The sequence below is a fragment of the Thauera aminoaromatica genome (assembly GCF_000021765.1).
Taxonomy (GTDB): domain Bacteria; phylum Pseudomonadota; class Gammaproteobacteria; order Burkholderiales; family Rhodocyclaceae; genus Thauera; species Thauera aminoaromatica.
Map to the genome: position 1 here is coordinate 4,008,108 of NC_011662.2, position 18,100 is coordinate 4,026,207.

Consider the following 18,100-nt stretch of genomic DNA (forward strand, 5'->3'; position numbering starts at 1 on the left):
TGCATACGATATGAACACCGTCTGGATCATCGACGACGACCGCTCGATCCGCTGGGTGCTGGAAAAGGCGCTCGGCCGCGAGGGCATCGACCACGCCAGCTTCAGCTCCGCCGGCGACGCGCTCGCCGAGCTCGAGCGCGCACCGCAGCCGCCGGCCGCGCTGCTATCCGACATCCGCATGCCCGGCGAGTCCGGGCTGGACCTGCTGCAGAAGGTGAAGGAGCGCCACCCGCAGCTGCCGGTCATCATCATGACCGCCTACTCCGACCTCGACAGCGCAGTCGCGGCCTTCCAGGGCGGCGCCTTCGAGTATCTGCCCAAGCCCTTCGACGTCGACCAGGCGGTCGCGCTCGTCCGTCGTGCGCTGGAGCAGACCGCGCACCAGAACGGTGCGAGCGAAGAGGCCACCCTGGCCCCCGAGATCCTCGGCCAGGCCCCGGCGATGCAGGAGGTTTTCCGCGCCATCGGGCGGCTCGCCCACTCGCACGCCACCGTGCTGATCAACGGCGAGTCGGGCAGCGGCAAGGAACTGGTCGCGCGCGCCCTGCACCGCCACAGCCCGCGCCGCGACGCGCCCTTCATCGCCATCAACACCGCGGCCATCCCGCGCGACCTGCTCGAATCCGAACTCTTCGGCCACGAGCGCGGCGCCTTCACCGGCGCCGCCACCCAGCGCCGCGGCCGCTTCGAGCAGGCCGACGGCGGCACGCTGTTCCTCGACGAGATCGGCGACATGCCGGCCGAGCTGCAGACGCGGCTGCTGCGCGTGCTCTCCGACGGCCACTTCTACCGCGTCGGCGGCCAGCAACCGATCCGCGCCAACGTGCGCGTGATCGCCGCCACCCACCAGGACCTGGAGGAGCGCGTGCGCCAGGGCCTGTTCCGCGAGGACCTCTTCCACCGCCTAAACGTCATCCGCCTGCGCCTGCCGCCGCTGCGCGAGCGCCATGAGGACATCCCCTTGCTGGTGCGGCACTTCCTGCAGAAGAGCGCGCAGGAGCTCGGCGTCGAGCGCAAGCGCATCTCGGAGGCCACGCTCGAATACCTGCAGGCTCAGCCTTTCCCGGGCAACGTGCGCCAGCTCGAGAACCTGTGCCACTGGCTCACCGTGATGGCGCCGGCGCAGGTGGTGGAGGTCGCCGACCTGCCACCCGAGATGCGCGAGCAACCCGGCCGCGAGTCGCCATCGAACTGGATGGAGGGCCTGGGCAGCGAGGCCGACCGCCTGATCGCCTCGCGCCCCGGAGAGGTGTTCGACCGCCTCACGCGCGATTTCGAGCGCACCCTGATCCGTCGTGCGCTGGCCGCCACCGGCGGCCGCCGCATCGAGGCCGCGCAGCTGCTCGGCATCGGCCGCAACACCATCAGCCGCAAGATCCAGGAGCTGGGCATGGACGAGGAGCGCGCGCCGGAGACGGAGGAAAGCGGGCGCTGATCGCCCCGGTCGCCTCGATGCGGGGGCGCGTTGGCGCGGCCGGCGCACGGGGCGCAGCGCATCCATGCCGCGGGAAGCGCATCCCCCACGGTCTTGGCGGATAATGCGGTTTTCGATCCGCCGCTTCCGCACTTGTCCTCCATCCGTCCATCCACGCCTTCGGCGCGCGCCTGCGCGACCGAACTGGCCTCCCTCCTCGGCGCGCGTGCGCGCGACTTCGCCCTCGAATGGGTGGAGTGCTGCGACTCGACCAACGCCCGTCTCGTGGATGCGCCGCCCGCCGACGACGGTCGTGTGCATGTGCTCGTGGCCGACCGCCAGACCGCCGGGCGCGGGCGGCGCGGGCGGCAATGGCTGTCCTGGGAGGGCGCCAGCCTCACCTTCTCGCTGCTGTGGCGCTTCGCGCCGGGTACCCCGGCGCCGGCCGGACTCTCGCTCGCCGCCGGGCTGGCGCTCGCGCGCGCGCTCGAGCAGCTCGGCGTCGAGGGGGTGCAGCTGAAATGGCCCAACGACGTGCTGGTGCACGGAGAGAAGCTCGCCGGCATCCTGGTCGAACTCCTCCCCGTGCGCGGTCGCCCGCCCGCGGCGGTGATCGGCATCGGTCTCAACCTGCGCCTGCCGGCCGACGCCGCCATTCCCGACCAGGCCGGCGTCACCGACCTCGCCGCTGCGCTCGGCGGCGAACCGCCCTCGCGTCCGGTCCTGCTGGCGGCCATCCTCGGCGAGTTCCACCGCCTCTTCGACACCTACGCGGCCGCGGGCTTCCCCGCCCTGCGCGGCGCCTGGGAGCAGCGCAACGCCTTCGCCGAGTTACCGGTGGCGGTCCGCGGGGAGTCCGCCACGCTGCAGGGTACCTGCGCCGGGGTGGACGACGACGGCGCCCTGCTGCTGCGCACCGGGGACGGCGTGCAGCGGGTGCTCGCCGGCGACGTGTCGCTGCGTCCGCTGCTGGACGGCTCGCGATGATCCTGCTCGTGGATGCCGGCAACACCCGGGTGAAATGGCGCGTGATCGCAGCGGACGCCCCCGCGCGAGCCCTCGCCGAGGGGGCAGTCGGCCACGCCGAGATCGACATGCTCGCCGCCGCCTGCCGCGCCTGGCCGGGACTCGCGCGCGTGTTCGGCTGTAACGTCGCCGGCACCAGCGTCGCCGCGCGCATCGCCACGGCCTGCGCACCGCTGCGGGTCGATTGGCTGCTGCCCACCGCCGCGCGCGCCGGCGTGCGCAACCTGTACGAGAACCCCGAGCGTCTCGGCGCCGACCGCTGGGCGGCGCTGATCGGTGCCCGCCACAGCCATGCCGGCCCCTGCCTGGTCGTCACCGCCGGCACCGCGACCACGGTGGACCTGCTCTCCGCGGCGGGCGACTTCCTCGGCGGCCTGATCCTGCCCGGGGTCGAGCTGATGCAGCAGGCGCTCGCCCGCGGCACGGCTCAGCTGCCGCTCGCCGAGGGTCACTTCGCGTGGCAACCGCGACGCACGGTAGACGCGATCCGCTCCGGCTGCCTGCAAGCCCAGACCGGCGCAGTCGAGCGCATGTTCCGCCAGATCGCGGAGCACCCCGGCGCGCTCTGCCTGCTCGGCGGCGGCGCCGCCGACAGCTTCGCCGACCTGCTCGAGATTCCGCTGCGACGAACCGACAATCTGGTGCTGACCGGCCTGGGCACGGTCGCCACCCTGCCCGCCCCGCCCACCCACTGACAAGAATCGAAAGGGAGAAAACAACGATGGAAGCCACCCGCATCCTGCTCGACGCCGCCGACATCCCGACGCACTGGTACAACGTCGCCGCCGATCTGCCGACGCCGCTCGCGCCGCCGCTCGGCCCCGACGGCCATCCGGCCACGCCGGAGCAGATGGGGGTCATCTTCCCGCCGGCGATCCTCGAACAGGAGATGAGCACCGAGCGCTGGATCGCCATCCCGCAGGAGGTGCGCGAGATCTACCGCCTGTGGCGGCCGAGCCCGCTGTGTCGCGCGGTGCGCCTGGAGCAGGCGCTCGGCACCCCGGCGAAGATCTTCTTCAAGTACGAGGGCGTCTCGCCCGCCGGCTCGCACAAGCCCAACTCCGCGGTGCCGCAGGCCTTCTACAACAAGCAGGCCGGCATCACCCGCCTGACCACCGAGACCGGCGCCGGGCAGTGGGGCTCGTCGATCGCCTTCGCCGGGCAGATGTTCGGGCTGGAGGTGCGCATCTACATGGTCAAGGTCAGCTACGACCAGAAGCCCTACCGCCGCCTGATGATGCAGACCTGGGGCGGCGAGGTCTTCGCCAGCCCCTCGCCGCACACCGAGACCGGCCGCCGCCTGCTCGCCGAGAACCCGGACAACCCCGGCTCGCTCGGCATCGCCATCTCCGAGGCGGTGGAAGAGGCCGCCGGCCGCGCCGACACCAACTACACCCTGGGTTCGGTGCTCAACCACGTGGTGCTGCACCAGAGCATCATCGGCCTGGAGGCGAAGAAGCAGCTCGACAAGGTCGGCCTCTATCCCGACGTCGTCATCGGCCCCTGCGGCGGCGGCTCGAGCTTCGCCGGCATCGCCTTCCCCTTCCTCGCCGACAAGGCCGCGGGCGACAAGCGCGCCGCCACGCTGCGCTGCGTGGCGGTGGAGCCGACCTCCTGCCCGACCCTGACCAAGGGCCAGTACGCCTACGACTTCGGCGACGCCTCCGGCTTCACCCCGCTGATGAAGATGTATACGCTGGGCCACGATTTCATGCCGCCCGGAATCCATGCCGGCGGCCTGCGCTACCATGGCGACTCGCCGCTGGTGTCGAACCTGCTGCACGCCGGCCTCATCGAGGCCGCCGCGGTGCCGCAGCTGGCGACCTTCGAGGCGGGGGTGCAGTTCGCACGCGCCGAGGGCATCATCCCGGCGCCCGAGTCCTGCCACGCCATCCGTCAGGCCATCGACGAGGCGCTCGCCTGCAAGGCGACCGGCGAGGCGAAGACCATTCTGTTCAACCTGACCGGCCACGGCCACTTCGACATGAGCTCGTACGAGCGCTACTTCTCGGGCAAGCTCGAGGACTTCGACTACCCGGCCGAGGCGGTGGCAACTTCGCTCGCCCACCTGCCCAAGGTCGGCTGAACGAGCTGGCGGTCGCGCTCGGCCGGCAAGGCCGGCGGAGCGCCCCGCCTTCCCCGCCCCCCCTGCGACACCAAGGCATGACGACCCTGCGCTTCCTGCTCATCCTGCTGCTCATCCTCAACGCCCTCGCCTTCGCGGCGATCGGCGGCTGGCTGGGTGGCGAGCCGCCGGCGGGCGAGGCGGGGCGCATCGCCGCGCAGTTGCATCCCGAGCGTATCCGGCTGGCAAACGAGACCGGCGCCACCGGCCTCGCGCCCGTCGCCGCCGAACCGCCCCCGCCCGCCGCGGTCGTCGCCCGCGCGCCTTCCGCGCCGGAGGCCACCGCAGCCGCGCCACCCGACACCACGACCGGCAACGCCCCGGCGCGAGCCGCCACGGACGACGCCACGCTCCCCGCAGCGCAGGTCGCACCCGAGCCGGCCCATCCCCCGGCAGCCGAAATCGCCCCCGCGGCAGAGCCCCCGCCCCCCGAGCCTGCCCTGGTCCCCGCCCCCTCGCCGGCGCCGCCCGCCCTCTGCCACGTCTGGGCCGACCTCGGCGCGAGCGAGGCCGACCGCCTCGCCCAGCGCCTGCGCCGCATCGGCATCACCGCGGCGCGCAGCCGCAGCGAGACGCCGGAGGCCTGGTGGGTGCGCATCCCGCCGCAGCGCAACCGCAGCGAGGCCGAGCGCCGCGTCGTCGAGCTCAACCTGCTCGGCGTCAGCGACACCTTCATCGTGCAGGAGTCCGGCCCCAACCAGAACGCGGTCTCGCTCGGCCTCTTCAAGACCGAGAACCGCGCCCGCATCCTGCTCGGCCAACTGCGTGCCAAGGGCGTCGAGAACGCCGGCATCGAGCCGCGCATGGGCACCAGCTACCGCATCCAGGCCAACGTCCCGGCCAACGAGCTGCGCATCGTCGAATCGGCCGCGCCCGGCCTGCGCGCCCGGCGCCAGGCCTGCACGCGCTGATTCGGAGAAGGAGATGAGCGCGAAGCGCCCCTACATCGTCGGCCTCACCGGCGGCATCGGCAGCGGCAAGAGCGCCGCCACCGACCGCTTCGCCGCCCTCGGCGCGAGCGTGGTCGACACCGACCGTATCGCCCACGAGCTCACCGCCCCCGGCGGCGGCGCGATCGAGGCCATCCACGTCGCCTTCGGCGACGCCATGATCGCGCCCGATGGCCGCCTCGACCGCGCCGCCATGCGCGCGCTCGCCTTCCGCGAGCCCGATGCCCGCCGCCGCCTCGAGGCCATCCTGCACCCGCTGATCCGCGCCGAGAGCGCCCGCCAGTGCCTGGCGGCCAGCGGCCCCTACGTGATCCTCGCAGTGCCGCTGCTGGTCGAGTCTGGCGGCTACCGCGAGCGCTACGACCGCATCTGCGTGGTCGACTGTCCCGAGGCGCTGCAGGTCGCGCGCGTGCGTGCGCGCAGCGGGCTCGTCGATGAACAGATCCGCGCCATCATGGCCGCGCAGGCCAGTCGGGCGCAACGTCTGGCCGCCGCCGACGACGTGCTCGACAACGCCGGCACGCTCGCATCCCTGCACGCACAGGTCGATCGCCTGCACGCCGCCTACCTCGCCGCGGCGACGCACTGAAACCGTGCCTCGCCATGGTGGGAAGGGGGCCTGTGCTATCATCGGCGCGACTCTGAACAGGTGCGATACAGGCGGACACGCTGCGGTGATTAGCTACGAATATCCTCTCAACGAGCGCATCCGCACCTTGCTGCGCCTGGAGGACCTGCTCCTCAAGATTGCCCATTTCACCGCGGGCACGGCGCCGCAAGACCACCATGTCGCGCTGCTGACCATCTTCGAGACGCTCGAAGTGGCGAGCCGCGCAGACCTGAAGGTCGACCTGGTGCAGGAACTCGAGCGCCAGCGCCAGATCCTGATGTCCTTCCGCAACAACCCCGAGATCTCCGAGGAAGCGCTTGCCGGCGCGCTCTACGAGATCGAGCAGGCCTCCACCGGGCTGCTCGCGATGGCAGGCAAGATCGGCCAGTACCTGCGCGAGAACGAGTGGCTGATGAGCATCCGCAGCCGCGCGGCGATCCCGGGCGGAGTCTGCCAGTTCGACCTGCCGTCCTACCACTACTGGCTCAATCGCGACCCGGCCGTGCGCCGCGGCGACCTCGGCACCTGGATCCAGCCGATAGCGCCGATCCGCGATGGCATCGAGATCGTGCTGCGCCTGCTGCGCGCCAGCGGCCACCCCGAGCCGCTGCACGCACGTGCCGGCGCCTTCCAGCTCACCATGGCGGGGCGCACCGCACAGATGCTGCGCGTGCGTCTGGCGCAGTCCGAGACCGTGGTGCCCGAAATCAGCGCCAACAAGTACGCACTCAACGTGCGCTTCATGCTGCCCGAGACCGTCGCACGCCCACGCGTGGCCGAGCGCGACGTCGCCTTCGAACTGACCTTCTGCAGCCTGTGAACATGGACACCCGGGCCCGCACCGTGCGCTGCCCCACCTGCGGCAAGGACGTCGAATGGAAGCCGGAGAGCCGCTGGCGCCCGTTCTGCTCGGCGCGCTGCAAGCAGATCGACCTCGGCGAGTGGGCCTCGGAAGGCTACCGTGTGCCGAGTTCGCCGCCCGATGCGCCGCTCGACGAGATCGACTACCAGCCGCCCGGCGCGGGCGAGATGCCGCAGCGCTGAACGCCGCCGGCGCGGGCGGATTCGCCACCGCCTCGCGGCGCGTGCGCCTTCAATCCCGGACGGGCCTCCAGATCGCGCGGATCGCGGCGATGCCGTGCGCGCCGGCATCGCGCGCACGCTCCATGTCATCCGCTGCCAGCCCGCCGAGGGCGAACACCGGCAGCGGCAGGCCCGCCGCCGTGCTCGCGAACCCTTCCCAGCCCATCCCCGCCTGGCCGGGATGGGTCAGGGTCGGCTGCACCGGTCCGAGCAAGGCGTAATCGAGCTCCAGCGCCGCGGCGCGCTCGAGCCCCGCGCGGTCGTGGCAGGACGCCCCCACCCAGGGGAAATCCGGTCGCGCCTGCACCGCCATCAGCCGGCGCGCCGGCAGATGCACGCCGTCGGCGCCGATGCGGCGCGCGAGCACCTCGTCCTCATTCACCACCAGCAGCCCGCCATGCGCCCGCACGCGCGCCAGCGCCGCGCGCGCGAAGGCCTCGCGTGCAGCATCGGGCAGCGTCGCCTCGCGCACCTGCACCAGGCGCAGACCGCCGGCGAGCGCACGCTCGAGCGCGTCGAGCTGGACCTCTACGCCGATCTCCGCCGCCTGGGTGATGCCCATCGTGCGCGGCAGGCGCAGAGCCTTCAGGATCGGTCCGTTGGCGGGCAGCATCGGCTCGCGCGCGGGGCCCTCGGGACGCACCCAGGCGAGGGCGCTGTGCACCCGGTCGGCGAGCTCGCCCTCCCAGGCCGCAACCTCTTGGAAGTGCAGGCGGACGTGGGCATGCTCGTAGAGGTGCTCGCGGCACAGCCAGGGCCGCAGCCGCGTGACGCGGATGCCGAGTTCCTCGTCGAGCTCGCGGACCAGAGCCTGCGCCGGGCTCTCGCCAGGCTCGACCTTGCCGCCGGGAAACTCCCAGTAGCCCGCATACACCGCATCCGGCGCGCGCTGGCCGAGCAGGTAACAACCGTCCTCGCGCAGCAGCACGCCGGCGGCGACCTCCACCCGCTTGCGCGTCATCGCGCGTCGTCCTGCAGGCGACCGGCATGGTCGCGGGCGAACTGCCAGGCGACGCGGCCCGAACGCGAGCCGCGCATCAGCGCCCACTGCAGCGCCTCCTGGCGGGCGGCGGAGATTTCGTCATCGCTCGCCCCGAAGCTGCGCAGCCAGTGCGCGACGATGTCGAGGTACTCGTCCTGGCTGAAGGGGTAGAAGGAGATCCACAGGCCGAAGCGCTCGGAGAGCGAGATCTTTTCTTCGACCGCCTCGCCCGGGTGCACCTCGCCATCGACATGGCGGGCCTGCAGATTCTCGTCGTGGTACTCCGGCATCAGGTGGCGGCGGTTGGAGGTGGCGTAGATCAGCACGTTGTCCGACATCGCCGACACCGAGCCGTCGAGCACGCTCTTCAAGGCCTTGTAGGCGTCCTCGCCCTCCTCGAAGGAAAGGTCGTCGCAGAAGAGGATGAAGCGCTCCGGCCGGCCGGCGACCAGTTCGACGATCTCGGGCAGGTCGACCAGGTCGGTCTTGTCCACCTCGATCAGGCGCAAGCCGCGCGCGGCGTATTCGTTGAGCAGGGCCTTGATCAGCGAGGACTTGCCGGTGCCGCGCGCGCCCGTGAGGAGCACGTTGTTGGCGCGCCGGCCGGCGAGGAACTGGCGGGTGTTGCGGTCGATGCGCGCCTTCTGCTCGTCCACGTCCTGGATGTCGGCGAGCATGATGCGGTGCGGCGCACGCACCGGGCGCAGCGCGGTACGGCCGTGGCGGCGCTGCCAGCGAAAGGCGACCGCGGCGTCCCAGTCGGGCGCGGCGGCAGGGCCGGGCAGCAGGGTTTCGAGGCGCGCCAGCACGCCTTCGGCGCGGGCGAGCAGCTCAGCGAGTTCCTTGGTCATCGGGGTTTCCGCAATCGTCCCGGTCGCGCGCGTGCGCGGACGACTGGCGCAGGGCGAGCCCTACGACCAGCAGCAGCGCGAGCGCGACACCGAGTTCGAGAAAGATCAGCCACACCTTCCGTCTCCGGCAGCCTGTGGGGGCCCGGTATACTGGCGGCAAAGACAGCCGAGTTCAACCAATGCCCCGCAAGATGCTCTGCCGCACCCGCAACGCCCTCTTCCCTTCCCTCTCCGCCCTGCTGGTGGCCGCTTGCGCCGCCCTGCCCGGCACGCCCGAACCCTCCGGAGAGCGCCCCTGCGTACCCTGTCCGAGCTGCGCGCCCTGCTCCGGCGCCGCACCAGCCGCCACGCCGGGCGCTCCGGCTGCCCCGGCCGCCCCAGCCGCAGCCGCGCTGCAGGCGAGCGACTGGGGCGCGATCGAAGGCTGGCAGCGCGACGAGCTGTCGGCGGCCTGGCCGGCGTTGCGCGCCTCCTGCGGCACCCTGGTGCGCCAGGCACCGTGGAAGGCAGCTTGCGAGGAGGCCGCCCGCCTGGGCGGAGCACCCGACGGCGGCACTGTGCGTCGCTTCCTCGAGAGCCGCTTCACGCCCTGGCAGGTGGTGAATCCCGACGGCAGCGCGAACGGGCTGGTGACCGGCTACTACGAGCCGCTGATCCGTGGCAGTCGCACGCGCGGCGGACGCAGCACCTGGCCGATCCATGGCGTGCCGCAGGACATGCTGACGATCGAGCTCGCCGACGTGTATCCGGAACTGAAGAGCCTGCGCCTGCGCGGCCGCCTCGTCGGCAACAAGGTGCTGCCGTACTGGAACCGCCAGCAGCTCTCCGAACGCGAGGTCCCGGCACCGGTGCTGCTGTGGGCGGACGATCCGATCGAACTCTTCTTCCTGCAGGTGCAGGGCTCGGGGCGGGTGCAGCTGCCCGACGGCAGCCTGGTGCGGGTCGGCTATGCCGACCAGAACGGCCATCCCTACCAGTCGATCGGGCGCTGGCTGGTCGCCCAGGGCGAGCTGACGCTGGACAAGGCCTCGATGGATGGGATCAAGCGCTGGGCGCAGGACAACCCGCGGCGCCTGCAGGAACTGCTCAATGCCAACCCGAGCTACGTCTTCTTCCGCGAGTTGCCCGCCTCGGGCGGCGGGCCGGTGGGCGCGCTCGGCGTGCCGCTCTCCGAGGGCCGCAGCATCGCGGTGGATCCGCGCTACGTGCCGCTGGGCGCACCGGTGTTCCTCTCGACCACGCAGCCGCTCAGCGAGCGCCCGCTCGAGCGCCTGGTCATGGCGCAGGACACCGGGGGCGCGATCAAGGGCGCAGTGCGTGCCGATTTCTTTTGGGGATTCGGTGCCGAGGCTGGCCGCGAGGCCGGGAAGATGCGTCAGCAGGGGCGGATGTGGGTGCTGCTGCCGAGGGGGATGAAGCCGCCCATGCCGCACTGACCCGATCCGCGGCGCGGGCGTGACCGTCCGCCCGCGCCCTGCGAGGGATCAGCGCTTGGCGGCGTCCATCGCCTTTTCGAGTTCGGCGCGCGGCAGGTAGCCGCCGATGCGCGAGCCGTCGGCGAGGAAGATCGTCGGCGTGCCGCTGATGCGGAGGCTCTGGCCGAGTTCGACGTTACGCGTGATGGTCGCGGTATCGCAGCTCGCCTTGGCGGGCTCCTTGCCATCGACCACCCAGTCGGTCCACGCCCTCCCCTTGTCCTTCGCGCACCAGATGTTGTCCGACTTGACACGCGAGTCCTCGCTCAGGATCGGATACAGGAAGGTGTACACGGTGACGTCGTCCATCTGCTCGAGCTCCTTGCCCAGGCGCTTGCAGTAGCCGCAGTTGGGATCCTCGAAGGTGGCGATCACGCGCGTGCCCTTGCCTTTCACGACCTTCACCGCGTGGTCGAGCGGCAGGGTGGAGAAGTCGATCGCGGAGAGCTGATTGAGGCGCGCCTGGGTCACGTCGCGGCGCGTGGCGGTATCGATGATGCTGCCGTCGATGATGAAGCTGTTCTTCGCATCGGTATACACGAGCTGGCCGTTCTTGAGCACGACCTCGTACAGCCCGGCATAGTCGGTACGAGTCACCCTCTCCACCGCCGGCGAGCCGATGAAGGCCTCCATGCTCTTCTTGACCCCGGCTTCGTCGGCGTGTGCGAACGTGGTCGCACCGAGCGCCAGGGCGAGGCCGAGGGGCCGGATCAGGGACGGGACGGAAAGGGCTTTCATCAAGTTCTCCACAGGGTTCAGAAGCGACCGTTGGCAGCGTAGCGCACCAGCGCATTTTTTAAGACCGGGACCCGCCCGGTCAGGTTCATCCCGAGATTGCGCAGGGTCGCCGAGAGGGGATCCTGGCGCCCGAACAAGCGACTCAGGGCATGCGTCGTGTACTGCAGCAGGAAGGGCTCTTCCGCACGCATGCGCGCATAGCGCCGCAGCACCGAAAGATCGCCTGCGTCCTGCCAGGACGGTAGCGCGTCGAGCACCTCCGCCAGCGCCTTCGCATCCTGAAAGCCGAGGTTGATGCCATGTCCCGAGAGCGGGTGGATCGCATGCGCGGCATCTCCGATCAGCGCCACCCTTGGGCGCACCGTCTCTTCCACGCGCATCAGACGCAGCGGAAAAGCGGCGCGCTGGCCGGCGAGCTCGAGCTTGCCGAGCGCGCGGCCGCCAGCCCCCTCCACGCGCGCGCAGAACTCCTCGGCCTCGAGCCCGAGCAGCTCGTCGGCGAACGCGTCGGGCGCGGACCACACCATGGACATGTGACGCCCGGGCAGGGGCAGCCAAGCCAACACGCCGTCGGCGCGGAACCACTGGTAAGCGACACCGCGACTGGGGCGCTCGCAGACGAAGTTGGCCACCACGCCGCGCTCGCCGTAGGGCGTGATCGTCGCGGCGATTCCGGCGCGTTCGCGTACCCAGGAGTCGCGTCCGTCCGCACCGACGACCAACGCGGCTTTCAGGCTGCGACCGTCGCCCAGGCGCAACGTCGCCGCATCTTCGTCGATCTCGAGCGCCTCCGGCGCCGCTGGACAGAACAGCGTGACGTTGTGCTGGCGCTTGAGGCTCTCCCAGATTTCGACATGAACCAAGCTGGACTCGCCGATCCAGGCAAGCTCCTCGAGTCCGCTGTCGTAGGCCGAAAATACGAGCTCGCCGCCCGCATCGCCGTGGATACGCATCTCGGCGACTTCAGCGAGGCGTTGGTGGTCCAGATGGGCCCACACGCCAAGCTGGTCCAGGAAGCGTGCGCTCACCGGGCTGTAGGCGTAGACGCGGGCGTCCCAGCCTTCGGGGCGGCGCGGCACAGCATGTTCGATCACGGCGATCCGCAGTGCGCTACGGCGCAGCGCTACCGCAAGCGCGGCCCCGGCGAGACCGCCGCCGACGATGATGAGGTCGAATTTCATCGCGATCCCCGGAAACTCGGTACAGCTTTGGATTGTGCCCGAGGGCGCGCCTTGCCGCCACGTACGCACTCGCGGAGTGCGGGGGGATCCGGCAGCTGTAAAGCACGACGCCCCAGGCACGGATGTGTGCGTGGGGCGTTGTGTTGGTGTGGTTAGTCTGACGATGACCTACTTTCACGAGGGCGGACCTCACTATCATCGGCGCATGTGCGTTTCACGGTCCTGTTCGGGAAGGGAAGGGGTGGTTCCACACAGCTATGGTCGTCAGACTTTGACTTGTTGCCTGCGTGGTTTGCAGGCCAAAGTTAGGAAGAAGTGTTGTGTGATTGTCTGGTTACGTTGTTTTGGCAACCAGTGGGTTGAGTTCGTTTTGTTTTGAAGGTTATAGGATCAAGCCACACGGGCAATTAGTACCGGTTAGCTGAACGTGTTGCCACGCTTACACACCCGGCCTATCAACGTTGTGGTCTTCAACGACCCTTCAGGGGGCTCGAGGCCCCGGGGAAGTCTCATCTTGAGGCGAGTTTCCCGCTTAGATGCTTTCAGCGGTTATCTCTTCCGCACATAGCTACCCGGCGATGCGACTGGCGTCACAACCGGTACACCAGGGGTGCGTCCACTCCGGTCCTCTCGTACTAGGAGCAGGCCCTCTCAAACTTCCAGCGCCCACGGCAGATAGGGACCAAACTGTCTCACGACGTTTTAAACCCAGCTCACGTACCACTTTAAATGGCGAACAGCCATACCCTTGGGACCGGCTACAGCCCCAGGATGTGATGAGCCGACATCGAGGTGCCAAACTCCGCCGTCGATGTGAACTCTTGGGCGGAATCAGCCTGTTATCCCCAGAGTACCTTTTATCCGTTGAGCGATGGCCCTTCCATACAGAACCACCGGATCACTATGACCTGCTTTCGCACCTGCTCGACTTGTGGGTCTCGCAGTCAAGCCACCTTTTGCCATTGCACTATCAGTACGATGTCCGACCGTACCTAGGTGACCTTCGTACTCCTCCGTTACCTTTTGGGAGGAGACCGCCCCAGTCAAACTGCCCACCATGCACGGTCCCCGACCTGGATTCACAGGCCTGGGTTAGAACCTCGACGACACCAGGGTGGTATTTCAAGGTTGGCTCCACCGGAACTGGCGTCCCGGTTTCAAAGCCTCCCACCTATCCTACACAAGTCCCGTCAAAGTCCAATGCAAAGCTACAGTAAAGGTTCATGGGGTCTTTCCGTCTAGCCGCGGGGAGATTGCATCTTCACAAACATTTCAACTTCGCTGAGTCTCAGGAGGAGACAGTGTGGCCATCGTTACGCCATTCGTGCAGGTCGGAACTTACCCGACAAGGAATTTCGCTACCTTAGGACCGTTATAGTTACGGCCGCCGTTTACCGGGGCTTCGATCAAGAGCTTGCACCCCATCACTTAACCTTCCGGCACCGGGCAGGCGTCACACCCTATACGTCCACTTTCGTGTTTGCAGAGTGCTGTGTTTTTAATAAACAGTCGCAGCCACCGATTCTCTGCGACCCCGTTCCGCTCCGGCCGCGAGGGCCTTCACGTACCAGGGGCATACCTTCTCCCGAAGTTACGGTATCAATTTGCCGAGTTCCTTCTCCTGAGTTCTCTCAAGCGCCTTGGTATTCTCTACCAGCCCACCTGTGTCGGTTTGCGGTACGGTCACTCTTAGACTGAAGCTTAGAGGCTTTTCCTGGAAGCTGGGTATCACTCGCTTCGGATCCGAGGATCCTCGTCATCACGCCTCATCTAAGCCACGCGGATTTGCCTACGCGGCACGACTACACGCTTAAACCACCTATTCCAACAGATGGCCGAGCTAACCTTCTCCGTCCCCCCATCGCATCTAAGAGCGGTACAGGAATATTGACCTGTTTCCCATCGACTACGCATTTCTGCCTCGCCTTAGGGGCCGACTCACCCTGCGCCGATGAACGTTGCGCAGGAAACCTTGGGCTTACGGCGAGGGTGCTTTTCACACCCTTTATCGCTACTCATGTCAGCATTCGCACTTCCGATACCTCCAGCATCCCTTACGAGACACCTTCGCAGGCTTACGGAACGCTCCCCTACCACGTGTCAAAGACACATCCGCAGCTTCGGTTCATGGCTTGAGCCCCGTTACATCTTCCGCGCAGGACGACTCGACTAGTGAGCTATTACGCTTTCTTTAAAGGATGGCTGCTTCTAAGCCAACCTCCTAGCTGTCTATGCCTTCCCACCTCGTTTGCCACTTAGCCATGCATTTGGGACCTTAGCTGGCGGTCTGGGTTGTTTCCCTCTTGACACCGGACGTTAGCACCCGATGTCTGTCTGCCGTATATCACTTTGCGGTATTCGGAGTTTGCTATCGCGGGGTAGATCGCAATGACCCCCCCAACGATTACAGTGCTCTACCCCCGCAAGTGTCCGTACGACGCACTACCTAAATAGTTTTCGGGGAGAACCAGCTATTTCCGGATTTGTTTAGCCTTTCACCCCTATCCACAGCTCATCCCCTAACTTTTCAACGTTAGTGGGTTCGGACCTCCAGTACCTGTTACGGCACCTTCATCCTGGCCATGGATAGATCATCCGGTTTCGGGTCTACGCCCAGCTACTCTGACGCCCTTATCAGACTCGCTTTCGCTACGCCTCCCCTATTCGGTTAAGCTCGCAACTGAACGTAAGTCGCTGACCCATTATACAAAAGGTACGCAGTCACCCCTTTCGAGGCTCCCACTGTTTGTATGCATGCGGTTTCAGGATCTATTTCACTCCCCTCCCGGGGTTCTTTTCGCCTTTCCCTCACGGTACTGGTTCACTATCGGTCGATCACGAGTATTTAGCCTTGGAGGATGGTCCCCCCATCTTCAGACAGGATTTCTCGTGTCCCGCCCTACTTGTCGCACGCTCAGACCCGCCACCGGCTTTTCGCATACGGGACTATCACCCTGTATCGTCGGACTTTCCAGACCGTTTTGCTAAGCTGATGGTTTAGTCGTGCAGGCTCTTCCGTGTTCGCTCGCCACTACTTACGGAATCTCGGTTGATTTCTTTTCCTCGAGCTACTTAGATGTTTCAGTTCGCTCGGTTCGCCTCTACACACCTATGTATTCAGTGTGAGATGACCCTTGCGGGCCGGGTTTCCCCATTCGGACATCGTGGGATCAATGCTCTATTGCCAGCTCCCCCACGCTTTTCGCAGGCTTACACGTCCTTCATCGCCTGTGATCGCCAAGGCATCCACCACATGCACTTAGTCGCTTGATCCTATAACCTTGGACCCTCTTCGATGTTGCCATCCCGAAGGCCCGCGTACAGGAACGAACTCGTTTGTGCGATCCAGCCTGCGCTGACAAGCTCAGCCTGGATCGATGCAATCACACAACTTGCAGTACGCACCGGCTCGGTACGTACTACACTTCTTCCACTTTGTTAAAGAGCAAACCTCTACGCGCGACAGCCGAAGCTGCCGACCAAGAAGTAAGAGATGACGACGCCACGATCTTCGAGCGCCATCGACATCTCTTACTTCTCGAACCTGTTGCTTGGACAGTCCTGGTGGAGCTGGTCGGGATCGAACCGACGACCTACGGCTTGCAAAGCCGCCGCTCTCCCAGCTGAGCTACAGCCCCCCTGTCTCGAGCAACCCTTGATTGGTGGGTCTGGTTGGGTTCGAACCAACGACCCCCGCCTTATCAAGACGGTGCTCTAACCAGCTGAGCTACAGACCCTCATCCGAGGCTCTTCTCGCCTGAACAACCGATAAGTTGTGGATACTTGGCCATCATGGCCTGATCTCTTGAAAGGAGGTGATCCAGCCGCACCTTCCGATACGGCTACCTTGTTACGACTTCACCCCAGTCATGAATCTCACCGTGGTAAGCGCCCTCCCGAAGGTTAAGCTACCTACTTCTGGTGAAACCCACTCCCATGGTGTGACGGGCGGTGTGTACAAGACCCGGGAACGTATTCACCGCAGCATGCTGATCTGCGATTACTAGCGATTCCGACTTCACGTAGTCGAGTTGCAGACTACGATCCGGACTACGATCGGCTTTAAGGGATTGGCTCCACCTCGCGGCTTGGCAACCCTCTGTACCGACCATTGTATGACGTGTGAAGCCCTACCCATAAGGGCCATGAGGACTTGACGTCATCCCCACCTTCCTCCGGTTTGTCACCGGCAGTCTCACTAGAGTGCCCAACCAAATGATGGCAACTAGTGACAAGGGTTGCGCTCGTTGCGGGACTTAACCCAACATCTCACGACACGAGCTGACGACAGCCATGCAGCACCTGTGTTCTGGCTCCCGAAGGCACCCTCGCCTCTCAGCAAGGTTCCAGACATGTCAAGGGTAGGTAAGGTTTTTCGCGTTGCATCGAATTAATCCACATCATCCACCGCTTGTGCGGGTCCCCGTCAATTCCTTTGAGTTTTAACCTTGCGGCCGTACTCCCCAGGCGGTCGACTTCACGCGTTAGCTGCGTCACTCAGTGCATTGCTGCTCCGAACGACTAGTCGACATCGTTTAGGGCGTGGACTACCAGGGTATCTAATCCTGTTTGCTCCCCACGCTTTCGTGCATGAGCGTCAGTACAGGCCCAGGGGGCTGCCTTCGCCATCGGTGTTCCTCCTGATCTCTACGCATTTCACTGCTACACCAGGAATTCCACCCCCCTCTGCCGTACTCTAGCCTTGCAGTCACAAACGCAGTTCCCAGGTTAAGCCCGGGGATTTCACATCTGTCTTACAAAACCGCCTGCGCACGCTTTACGCCCAGTAATTCCGATTAACGCTCGCACCCTACGTATTACCGCGGCTGCTGGCACGTAGTTAGCCGGTGCTTCTTAGTCCGGTACCGTCATCCATGGCCTATGTTAGAGACCACGATTTCTTCCCGGCCGAAAGAGCTTTACAACCCGAAGGCCTTCTTCACTCACGCGGCATGGCTGGATCAGGCTTGCGCCCATTGTCCAAAATTCCCCACTGCTGCCTCCCGTAGGAGTCTGGGCCGTGTCTCAGTCCCAGTGTGGCGGATCATCCTCTCAGACCCGCTACGGATCGTCGCCTAGGTGAGCCTTTACCTCACCTACTAGCTAATCCGACATCGGCCGCTCCAATCGCGCGAGGTTCCGAAGAATCCCCCGCTTTCCCCCTCAGGGCGTATGCGGTATTAGCGTAGCTTTCGCTACGTTATCCCCCACGACATGGGCACGTTCCGATGCATTACTCACCCGTTCGCCACTCGCCGGCAGGCCGAAGCCCCCGCTGCCGTTCGACTTGCATGTGTAAAGCATGCCGCCAGCGTTCAATCTGAGCCAGGATCAAACTCTTAAGTTCAATCCAGCAAAGTACTCAAAATACTGACTTACATCAGCATGAGCACCAATCATTGTGATACCTGTGCGACCAAAGTCGCCGACCACAACAACCAAGCACCCACACTTATCGGTTGTCCAAGTTTTTAAAGAATCGCTGCGTTGCCGCAGCGAAGAAGCGAGATTATGTAGAACCTACATCGCCCTGTCAAGCATCTCGCGAATCTTTTTTTGCGCCGCCCCGCCAAAAACACGGAACAACAAGACCCGCAACACCCGACTGCCTCTCCCTTCCCGCCCCGCTGCGCCTGCACTCAAGCACCGCTGCGCTGGAAGAGGT

At 66.2% G+C, this 18,100-nt stretch carries 14 protein-coding genes, 2 tRNA genes and 3 rRNA genes; 9 read left to right on the forward strand and 10 right to left on the reverse strand.

The window, feature by feature from the left end:
* The first annotated feature begins 10 nt into the window (after positions 1-10).
* From ntrC to TMZ1T_RS17710, 8 genes are all read left to right on the forward strand, one after another.
* Positions 11-1,435 (forward strand): nitrogen regulation protein NR(I), encoded by a 1,425-nt coding sequence (gene ntrC / locus TMZ1T_RS17675; protein ID WP_004314449.1) that lies wholly within the window; start codon positions 11-13, stop codon positions 1,433-1,435.
* 132 nt (positions 1,436-1,567) lie between these two features.
* The gene (locus TMZ1T_RS17680; RefSeq protein ID WP_012586051.1) at positions 1,568-2,401 is read left to right on the forward strand and encodes a biotin--[acetyl-CoA-carboxylase] ligase; all 834 of its coding nucleotides are present in this window, start codon (positions 1,568-1,570) and stop codon (positions 2,399-2,401) included.
* A complete protein-coding gene (locus tag TMZ1T_RS17685) occupies positions 2,398-3,135 on the forward strand; it encodes a type III pantothenate kinase (protein ID WP_004314451.1) in 738 nt (245 codons plus the stop codon). Before TMZ1T_RS17680 ends, TMZ1T_RS17685 begins: the two co-directional genes overlap by 4 nt.
* A gap of 26 nt (positions 3,136-3,161) precedes the next feature.
* Entirely contained in the window at positions 3,162-4,526 is a 1,365-nt protein-coding gene (locus TMZ1T_RS17690) for a TrpB-like pyridoxal phosphate-dependent enzyme (protein ID WP_004314452.1), read from the forward strand.
* Positions 4,527-4,603: 77 nt separating this feature from the next.
* The gene (locus TMZ1T_RS17695; protein ID WP_012586052.1) at positions 4,604-5,476 is read left to right on the forward strand and encodes an SPOR domain-containing protein; all 873 of its coding nucleotides are present in this window, start codon (positions 4,604-4,606) and stop codon (positions 5,474-5,476) included.
* 13 nt (positions 5,477-5,489) lie between these two features.
* Positions 5,490-6,104, forward strand: coding sequence for a dephospho-CoA kinase (gene coaE / locus TMZ1T_RS17700; protein ID WP_004326473.1), 615 nt, complete (start codon positions 5,490-5,492; stop codon positions 6,102-6,104).
* 85 nt (positions 6,105-6,189) lie between these two features.
* Positions 6,190-6,945: a cell division protein ZapD gene (gene zapD / locus TMZ1T_RS17705; RefSeq protein ID WP_004326474.1), complete on the forward strand. Its 756-nt coding sequence runs from the start codon at positions 6,190-6,192 to the stop codon at positions 6,943-6,945.
* Positions 6,946-6,947: 2 nt separating this feature from the next.
* Positions 6,948-7,169 carry a DNA gyrase inhibitor YacG gene (locus tag TMZ1T_RS17710; RefSeq protein WP_004326475.1) on the forward strand — a complete coding sequence of 74 codons (222 nt, stop codon included), beginning with the start codon at positions 6,948-6,950 and terminating at the stop codon, positions 7,167-7,169.
* A gap of 49 nt (positions 7,170-7,218) precedes the next feature.
* On the opposite strand, the gene TMZ1T_RS17715 is transcribed toward TMZ1T_RS17710, so the two are convergent.
* The 3 genes from TMZ1T_RS17715 to TMZ1T_RS21650 are packed head-to-tail and all read right to left on the reverse strand — an operon-like array spanning position 7,219 to position 9,156.
* Complete coding sequence (locus TMZ1T_RS17715; RefSeq protein ID WP_004326476.1) at positions 7,219-8,169, reverse strand: Nudix family hydrolase; 951 nt, start codon at positions 8,167-8,169, stop codon at positions 7,219-7,221.
* On the reverse strand, positions 8,166-9,041 hold the full coding sequence (locus tag TMZ1T_RS17720; protein WP_004326477.1) for an ATP-binding protein: 876 nt from the start codon (positions 9,039-9,041) through the stop codon (positions 8,166-8,168). The genes TMZ1T_RS17715 and TMZ1T_RS17720 overlap by 4 nt, the downstream gene beginning before the upstream one ends.
* The gene (locus tag TMZ1T_RS21650; protein ID WP_012586053.1) at positions 9,022-9,156 is read right to left on the reverse strand and encodes a hypothetical protein; all 135 of its coding nucleotides are present in this window, start codon (positions 9,154-9,156) and stop codon (positions 9,022-9,024) included. Before TMZ1T_RS21650 ends, TMZ1T_RS17720 begins: the two co-directional genes overlap by 20 nt.
* A 64-nt stretch (positions 9,157-9,220) precedes the next feature.
* On the opposite strand from TMZ1T_RS21650, the gene mltA reads away from it, so the two are divergent.
* A complete protein-coding gene (gene mltA, locus TMZ1T_RS17725; RefSeq protein WP_012586054.1) occupies positions 9,221-10,477 on the forward strand; it encodes a murein transglycosylase A in 1,257 nt (418 codons plus the stop codon).
* 48 nt (positions 10,478-10,525) lie between these two features.
* Here mltA and TMZ1T_RS17730 read toward each other — a convergent pair whose 3' ends face one another.
* The 7 genes from TMZ1T_RS17730 to TMZ1T_RS17760 form a co-directional block, all read right to left on the reverse strand.
* Complete coding sequence (locus TMZ1T_RS17730) at positions 10,526-11,254, reverse strand: DsbC family protein (protein WP_012586055.1); 729 nt, start codon at positions 11,252-11,254, stop codon at positions 10,526-10,528.
* Between the two features lie 17 nt (positions 11,255-11,271).
* The gene (locus tag TMZ1T_RS17735; RefSeq protein ID WP_004327260.1) at positions 11,272-12,435 is read right to left on the reverse strand and encodes a UbiH/UbiF family hydroxylase; all 1,164 of its coding nucleotides are present in this window, start codon (positions 12,433-12,435) and stop codon (positions 11,272-11,274) included.
* Between the two features lie 155 nt (positions 12,436-12,590).
* Positions 12,591-12,704 (reverse strand): 5S ribosomal RNA (gene rrf / locus TMZ1T_RS17740).
* 117 nt (positions 12,705-12,821) lie between these two features.
* A 23S ribosomal RNA gene (locus tag TMZ1T_RS17745) occupies positions 12,822-15,708 on the reverse strand.
* 289 nt (positions 15,709-15,997) lie between these two features.
* Positions 15,998-16,073, reverse strand: a tRNA-Ala gene (locus TMZ1T_RS17750).
* A gap of 22 nt (positions 16,074-16,095) precedes the next feature.
* Positions 16,096-16,172, reverse strand: a tRNA-Ile gene (locus TMZ1T_RS17755).
* Between the two features lie 71 nt (positions 16,173-16,243).
* A 16S ribosomal RNA gene (locus TMZ1T_RS17760) occupies positions 16,244-17,782 on the reverse strand.
* Together the 16S, 23S and 5S rRNA genes with 2 tRNA genes alongside form the textbook arrangement of a ribosomal RNA operon.
* Between the last annotated feature and the right edge of the window lie 318 nt (positions 17,783-18,100).

Excerpts from the sequence above, each read along its gene's own strand:
- TMZ1T_RS17710 (WP_004326475.1), top strand. The coding sequence starts at position 6,948 with ATGGACACCCGGGCCCGCACCGTGCGCTGCCCCACCTGCGGCAAGGAC.
- TMZ1T_RS17695 (WP_012586052.1), top strand. The coding sequence starts at position 4,604 with ATGACGACCCTGCGCTTCCTGCTCATCCTGCTGCTCATCCTCAACGCC.
- TMZ1T_RS17730 (WP_012586055.1), bottom strand. The coding sequence starts at position 11,254 with ATGAAAGCCCTTTCCGTCCCGTCCCTGATCCGGCCCCTCGGCCTCGCC.
- TMZ1T_RS17715 (WP_004326476.1), bottom strand. The coding sequence starts at position 8,169 with ATGACGCGCAAGCGGGTGGAGGTCGCCGCCGGCGTGCTGCTGCGCGAG.
- mltA (WP_012586054.1), top strand. The coding sequence starts at position 9,221 with ATGCCCCGCAAGATGCTCTGCCGCACCCGCAACGCCCTCTTCCCTTCC.
- TMZ1T_RS17735 (WP_004327260.1), bottom strand. The coding sequence starts at position 12,435 with ATGAAATTCGACCTCATCATCGTCGGCGGCGGTCTCGCCGGGGCCGCG.
- coaE (WP_004326473.1), top strand. The coding sequence starts at position 5,490 with ATGAGCGCGAAGCGCCCCTACATCGTCGGCCTCACCGGCGGCATCGGC.
- ntrC (WP_004314449.1), top strand. The coding sequence starts at position 11 with ATGAACACCGTCTGGATCATCGACGACGACCGCTCGATCCGCTGGGTG.
- TMZ1T_RS17720 (WP_004326477.1), bottom strand. The coding sequence starts at position 9,041 with ATGACCAAGGAACTCGCTGAGCTGCTCGCCCGCGCCGAAGGCGTGCTG.
- TMZ1T_RS17690 (WP_004314452.1), top strand. The coding sequence starts at position 3,162 with ATGGAAGCCACCCGCATCCTGCTCGACGCCGCCGACATCCCGACGCAC.
- TMZ1T_RS17685 (WP_004314451.1), top strand. The coding sequence starts at position 2,398 with ATGATCCTGCTCGTGGATGCCGGCAACACCCGGGTGAAATGGCGCGTG.